Origin of the sequence: Lacinutrix sp. C3R15 (assembly GCF_018860825.1) — a bacterium.
GTDB lineage: Bacteria > Bacteroidota > Bacteroidia > Flavobacteriales > Flavobacteriaceae > Oceanihabitans.
The window spans coordinates 1-6943 of sequence record NZ_JAHKPZ010000032.1 but is presented as its reverse complement, the minus strand read 5'-3'; the positions used below and the strand labels follow the sequence as shown (position 1 = coordinate 6943).

6 protein-coding genes are annotated in these 6943 nt (G+C 31.8%); 2 read left to right on the top strand and 4 right to left on the bottom strand.

Annotated features, from left to right (window positions below; genetic code table 11):
- Positions 1–17 precede the first annotated feature (17 nt).
- Complete coding sequence (gene lysA, locus KO494_RS11840; protein ID WP_303427699.1) at positions 18–1250, bottom strand: diaminopimelate decarboxylase; 1233 nt, start codon at positions 1248–1250, stop codon at positions 18–20.
- Between the two features lie 189 nt (positions 1251–1439).
- Here lysA and sucC point away from each other — a divergent pair, with 189 nt between their 5' ends.
- Positions 1440–2630 carry an ADP-forming succinate--CoA ligase subunit beta gene (gene sucC, locus KO494_RS11835; protein ID WP_215967825.1) on the top strand — a complete coding sequence of 397 codons (1191 nt, stop codon included), beginning with the start codon at positions 1440–1442 and terminating at the stop codon, positions 2628–2630.
- 153 nt (positions 2631–2783) lie between these two features.
- On the opposite strand, the gene KO494_RS11830 is transcribed toward sucC, so the two are convergent.
- A complete protein-coding gene (locus tag KO494_RS11830; protein WP_215967824.1) occupies positions 2784–3062 on the bottom strand; it encodes a DUF1456 family protein in 279 nt (92 codons plus the stop codon).
- A 219-nt stretch (positions 3063–3281) separates the two neighbouring features.
- Here KO494_RS11830 and KO494_RS11825 point away from each other — a divergent pair, with 219 nt between their 5' ends.
- Positions 3282–3683: a TerB family tellurite resistance protein gene (locus tag KO494_RS11825; protein WP_215967823.1), complete on the top strand. Its 402-nt coding sequence runs from the start codon at positions 3282–3284 to the stop codon at positions 3681–3683.
- 201 nt (positions 3684–3884) lie between these two features.
- Here KO494_RS11825 and uvrB read toward each other — a convergent pair whose 3' ends face one another.
- Both uvrB and KO494_RS11815 read right to left on the bottom strand, forming a co-directional pair.
- On the bottom strand, positions 3885–5888 hold the full coding sequence (gene uvrB, locus KO494_RS11820) for an excinuclease ABC subunit UvrB (RefSeq protein WP_215967822.1): 2004 nt from the start codon (positions 5886–5888) through the stop codon (positions 3885–3887).
- A 100-nt stretch (positions 5889–5988) separates the two neighbouring features.
- Positions 5989–6943: T9SS type B sorting domain-containing protein (locus KO494_RS11815; RefSeq protein WP_215967821.1), on the bottom strand; the 955-nt coding region annotated here is incomplete at its 5' end.

Below are 6943 nucleotides of genomic sequence, written 5' to 3'. Positions count from 1 at the left end.
AAGCGCATTTTTTTAATTTATTTAGATTTCTTTTTATCAGAAATCTCTATTTCTATTTGATTGTTAAGTATATCATCAAAAGTTTCTCTTTTTCGTATTAAATGCGCTTTGTTATTTAGCCAAAGTACTTCAGCAGGACGATAGCGTGAATTATAATTACTAGACATAGAGTAACAATATGCTCCAGCATTTTTAAAAGATAAAATATCTCCTTCGTTAATCTCTGCAATACGTCTGTTATTAGCAAAAGTATCGGTTTCGCAAATGTAGCCAACTACGCTATAAAAACGTTCTCTTCCTTTTGGGTTAGAAATATTTTCTATTTCATGTTGAGATCCATAAAGCATAGGTCTTATTAAATGATTAAAACCAGAATCTACTTGTGCAAAAACGGTAGAGGTAGTTTGTTTTACTACATTTACATTTACTAAAAACTGACCAGCTTCACTCACTAAAAATTTTCCTGGTTCAAAACCTAAGGTTAATTCTTTACCATAAGCAGCGCAAAACTCGTTAAAACGTTTTGAAAGTTTGTCGCCAAATTCTTCAATATTGGTTTCAATATCTCCTTCTTTATAAGGCACTTTAAAACCAGAACCAAAATCAATAAAGTCTAAATTTTTAAAGTTTTTAGCAGTTTCAAACAAAATTTCACTTGCATATAAAAACACATCAATATCTAAAATATCACTTCCTGTATGCATGTGAATACCGTTAATATGCATTTTGGTATTTTCTACAATACGAAGTATATGTGGTATTTGGTGTATAGAAATTCCAAATTTACTATCTATATGTCCTACAGAAATATTAGTGTTTCCTCCAGCCATTACATGCGGATTTATACGAATACAAACAGGAGTTTTTGGGTGTTTGGTACCAAACTGCTCTAAAATAGAAAGGTTATCTATGTTAATTTGAACACCAAGTTTTGCTGCAGTTTCAATTTCTTCTAAAGAAACTCCGTTAGGCGTAAAAATAATTTGATCAGGAGTAAAACCAGCGGTAAGCCCTAATTTTACTTCTTGAATAGAAACAGTATCTAATCCTGCTCCTAAAGATTTCATTAATTTTAAAATAGAAATATTTGACAATGCTTTAACAGCATAATTAAGTTTTACCTGTTTTACTTTTTTAAATGCAGAAGTTAAACGCGTATATTGAAAACTAATTTTTTCTGCATCGTAAACATAAATAGGGCTTCCAAAATCTTTTGCTATTTGTAATAATGTGCTGTTTTGCATGTGTATTTTTTTTTCAAAGATATTTTTTTCTTGTTGTTTAAAAACGAAAACAACATATTATTACACATTTAAAACAATTTGTTAATTATTTAACAAATTAAGTTTTTAAAGTGTTGTTTGTTTTTTGATAATTAAATTAGGGTAAGTTCTTGTGATTATTTACTTTTGTGTTTCTAAAATTTTACTTTAAACAAGATGAATTTACACGAATATCAAGGAAAAGAATTATTAAGCAGTTTTGGCGTACGTATTCAAAGAGGAATTGTTGCCCAAAATGCTCAAGAAGCAGTAGCTGCTGCTAAAAAATTAACGGAAGAAACCGGAACTGGTTGGCACGTGATTAAAGCACAAGTACATGCTGGTGGACGTGGTAAAGGTGGAGGAGTTAAGCTTGCTAAAAATTTAGAGCAAGTAGAAGAAATTGCAGGACAAATTATTGGAATGGATTTGGTAACACCACAAACTTCTGCCGAAGGTAAACGTGTACACCAAGTTTTAGTTGCTGAAGATGTTTATTATCCTGGAGACTCTGAGCCAGAAGAATATTATATTTCTGTACTTTTAAATAGAGGAACTGGTAAAAATATGATTATGTATTCTACAGAAGGTGGAATGGATATTGAAACTGTTGCTGAAGAAACCCCTCACTTAATTTTTCATGAAGAAGTAGATCCAGCTATAGGATTAATTCCTTTTCAAGCTAGACGTATTGCTTTTAATTTAGGATTGACAGGATTAGCCTTTAAAGAAATGACAAAATTTGTTACTTCTTTATATACTGCATATGTAGAGTCTGATTCTTCATTATTTGAAATTAACCCAGTGTTAAAAACTAGTGACTCTAAAATAATGGCTGTTGATGCTAAAGTTTCTTTAGATGATAATGCATTATTTAGACATAAAGATTTAGCAGCTTTACGTGATTTACGTGAAGAAAATGCTATTGAAGTTGAAGCAGGAGAGCATGGATTAAACTATGTTGATCTTGACGGAAACGTTGGTTGTATGGTAAATGGTGCTGGTCTTGCAATGGCTACTATGGATTTAATTAAACAAGCAGGTGGTGAGCCGGCAAACTTTTTAGATGTTGGTGGTACTGCAGATGCAGCAAGAGTAGAAATTGCTTTTGAACTTATATTAAGAGATCCTGCAGTAAAAGCAATCTTAATTAATATTTTTGGTGGTATTGTACGTTGTGACAGAGTTGCACAAGGTGTAATTGATGCATATAAAAACATGGGAACTATAAACGTACCAATTATTGTTCGTTTACAAGGTACTAATGCAGATATAGCTAAAGAATTAATTGATAATTCTGGTTTAGATGTAATGAGTGCTACAGAGTTTCAAGAAGCTGCTGATAAAGTACAACAGGTATTAGCTTAATATATACTTAGTATCTTAACATATATACATAAAAAAGAGCAACCATTAGTTGCTCTTTTTTTATTTTGAATCTATTTGAAATGTTTTTCTATTACAGAATACGCATTACAATAAAATAATATGGGTTTTTAGACCTATTTTATACGAGTTAAATTAGTTTTTTTCTGTATTCTTTTTTGCTGAAACTGTGTTTGGTTTCTTCTCTCCCTTTTTTGGCATTGGTCCTCTTAAATGAATCACTAAGCCGTTAAGAAAGTTTCGTAAAATCTGATCACCACACTCCATATATTTAGGATGATCTTCTTTTCTAAAAAAAGCATTTAATTCACTTTTTTCAATTCTAAAATCTACTAAAGCAAGAATTTTAATAATATCATCATCACGAAGCTTGTGTGCTACGCGTAGTTTTTTAAATATGTCATTATTTGTCATTGTAGAATTTTAATAAATAGTGTTAGTTTAATAAGAAAATATCGTCTAAAGCTTTGTGTGTAAAGGTTTTGTGTCTAATTTTAAGCTGTTTTAGTTCTATGAAATTAGTAAAAAATCGATGAATTACTCTTTTTTTTTCGACAAGATACAATATATCAACGATTATAAAAGATGGATTATATCTAACTTTATAATAATTAATTAAATCCTCAGTAGTAAATGATAAATAGGGTAGAAAAACTAAGCCTTTTGTCTGAAATGATTGCGTTTGCAAAAAATGACAAAAGAATAAAAAAGATAGAATATAAATTTTTATTAGGTGTTGCAAAACAGCTAAGTATTTCTCGTGAAGATTTTGATTATCTTATAAAAAACCCTATACACCATGTGCATTTAAAATCACATAGTGAGCGTATTGTACAATTTCATAGATTGGTGTTGTTAATGAGTATTGATGGAGAAATTACAGACAAAGAAATTAACAAACTTCATAATTTTGGTTTAAGAATGGGCTTAAATTACGATTCGATTAATACTGTTTTGTATTTAATGGAAAGTTTTCCTAATAAAATAGTACCACCAGACGTATTAATAGATATTTTTAAGGTACAGTATAATTAAGTGAAACTCTAAATTAAAAAGCCAAAGGCGCATTTAATTTAGTTAGTTGAACTTATTCCTGTGTAGACAGGAATCTCATTTTTCAAATATGTTTTTTCCTCTCTAAATTAAAAAAGGTTTAGGAATTGTTGAAAAAAGATTTCTCGACAAGCTCGAAATGACATAGGTTTTAGTCATTAGTCATCAGTCATCAGTCATCAGTTAAGCTTTCAATTCTTCTAGTTTGCCTTGGTAGCTTTTTATTTCGTCACGCAATTTTGCTGCTACTATAAAGTCTAATGCCTTTGCAGCTTGCTCCATAGTTTTTCTTTTTTCACGAATTTTCTTTTCCAGTTCTTCTTTAGTAAGGTATGCACTTTCAGGTTCTGCAGCCTTTGCTGCTTCCAGTTCATAACTATAAGTGCTTACAGAGTTTTTAGATAAAGCACTATCTAAGCTTTTATTAAGTGCTTTTGGAACAAGGTTGTTTTTGGTGTTATATGCAATCTGTTTTGCGCGTCTATACTCTGTTTCGTCAATGGTTTTTTGCATACTTTTTGTAATCTTGTCGGCATACATAATCGCTTTTCCGTTAAGGTTTCTAGCAGCTCTACCAACCGTTTGGGTTAGAGATCTTGCCGAACGTAAAAAACCTTCTTTATCTGCATCTAAAATAGCAACCAGAGAAACTTCAGGTAAATCTAATCCTTCACGAAGTAGGTTTACACCAACTAAAACATCAAACAAGCCTTTTCTTAAATCTTGCATAATCTGTACACGTTCAAGAGTATCTACATCACTATGTATATAGTTTACGCGAATTTGAATTCTGCTTAAATATTTGGTTAGTTCTTCTGCCATACGCTTGGTAAGCGTAGTTACTAAAGTACGTTCGTCTTTTTCTACACGTTGTTGAATTTCTTCAATTAAATCATCAATTTGGTTTAAACTTGGTCTTACTTCAATAATAGGATCTAATAAACCTGTAGGTCTTATTATTTGTTCCACATAGACACCATCTGATTTTTCTAATTCATAGTCTGCAGGTGTAGCACTTACATAAATTACTTGATTTTGTAAAGTTTCAAATTCTTCAAATTTTAAAGGCCTGTTATCCATAGCAGCAGGTAGTCTGAAACCATATTCTACAAGGTTTTCTTTTCTACTTCTGTCACCACCATACATGGCGTGTACTTGTGATATGGTAACGTGACTTTCGTCAACAACCATTAAAAAGTCTTCAGGAAAATAATCTAATAAACAGAAAGGTCGTGTTCCTGGTTGTCTTCCGTCAAGATATCTGGAATAATTTTCAATTCCAGAACAATAGCCAAGTTCACGAATCATTTCAAGGTCAAATTCGGTACGCTCTTTAAGTCGTTTAGCTTCCAGATGTTTTCCTATTTCTTTAAAATAATCGAACTGTTTCACTAAATCATCTTGAATATTTTTAATAGCTCCTTGCAAGACATCTGGAGAAGTCACAAACATGTTTGCAGGATAAATGGTTAAGATGTCATATTTTTCAATGATTTGATTGGTTTGAATATCAAAAGATTCAATTTCTTCAATTTCATCACCAAAAAAGTGAATTCTAAAAGCATCATCAGCATAACTCGGAAATATGTCAACCGTATCTCCTTTAATTCGGAAGTTTCCGTGGTTAAAATCTGCTTCTGTACGCGAATACAAGCTTTGTACTAATTGGTGTAATAATTTGGTGCGTGAAATTTCTTGGTCTCGTTTTAATGTAATTACATTTTTTTGAAACTCTACAGGATTACCTATACCATATAAACAAGAAACCGAAGCTATTACAATTACATCACGACGACCAGAAAGTAGGGAAGAGGTTGTGCTTAAACGCATCTTTTCAATCTCTTCATTAATAGATAAATCTTTTTCTATATATACACCAGAAACAGGAATATAAGCTTCTGGTTGGTAATAATCATAATAGGAAACAAAATACTCCACAGCATTTTCAGGAAAAAACTGTTTAAACTCACTGTACAATTGTGCAGCTAAAGTCTTGTTATGAGCAAGTACTAAGGTAGGACGCTGTACTTGTTCAATAACATTAGCAACAGTAAATGTTTTACCAGAACCAGTAACACCAAGTAAGGTTTGGTATTTTTCATTGGTATCTAAACCAGAAACCAGTTTTTTTATGGCTTGTGGTTGATCTCCTGTGGGTTTAAATTCGGATTCTATTTTGAATTTCATACTTAAATGTCTAAAGTTTTGAGTACTTGTAGCGCTTTAAAGGCTAAATTACTTAAAAGATATTCTAATATAGAATTTAAGTTTCTGAAATTTTTATAGTTTATCTTTTAAGTGTAAAATGCCCTTTGATGGTTTTACCAGTATGCAATGTAATTAGGTACCAATAATCATTACTTTCCATAAAATAGCCATTGTAGATTCCGTCCCAAGATTTTAAAGCAGGTGAAACTTGTTTTAAAAGTTTACCATATCTATCAAAAATTAGAATTTCTTTAATAGTGTTTTGATTGTCTGTTATTAACCAAGTATCATTATAGTTATCTCCATTTGGAGTAAAAAATAAAGGAATGATTATTTCTTCTAAGCTATCTATTGTAAATGATAGAGATTTAATAACACAGCCATTTTCATCTTGAACATATAAAAGGTGATCTCCGTTAGCAACATCAGTGAATATAGGATTTGTTTGCCACGCAGAAGTGTCTATAGCATACAGATAATTTATGCTAGTGTCTGTCATGTTAACCGTTATGGTGTTATCTACAATAGAAATATTTGCATCTGTAAGGGTGAAATCTGTTGCAGGATAAATAGTAATGGTAAAACTAGACTCGTTAGAACAAGTATTAGGAGCAGTACCTACTTCGTTATAAATATAAATAGTTTGCGTTGTTGTAATGGTATCACCAGCGTTAAGTTGCGTTCCTGCACCATTGGTTGCCGTAAAATAGTTTCCGTTGGTAAGGGTTGGTAAGGTGTAACTAGTACAAACAGTTTCGTTAGAAAGGGTGTCTACAGGAGGTGTTCCACTAACAGTAATGGTAAAACTAGACTCGTTAGAGCAAGTATCAGGAGCAGTCCCCACTTCGTTATAAATATAAATAGTTTGCGTTGTTGTAATGGTATCACCAGCGTTAAGTTGCGTTCCTGCACCATTGGTTGCCGTAAAATAGTTTCCGTTGGTAAGGGTTGGTAAGGTGTAGCTAGTACAAACAGTTTCGTTAGAAAGGGTGTCTACAGGAGGTGTTCCGCTAACAGTAATGGTAAAACTAGAC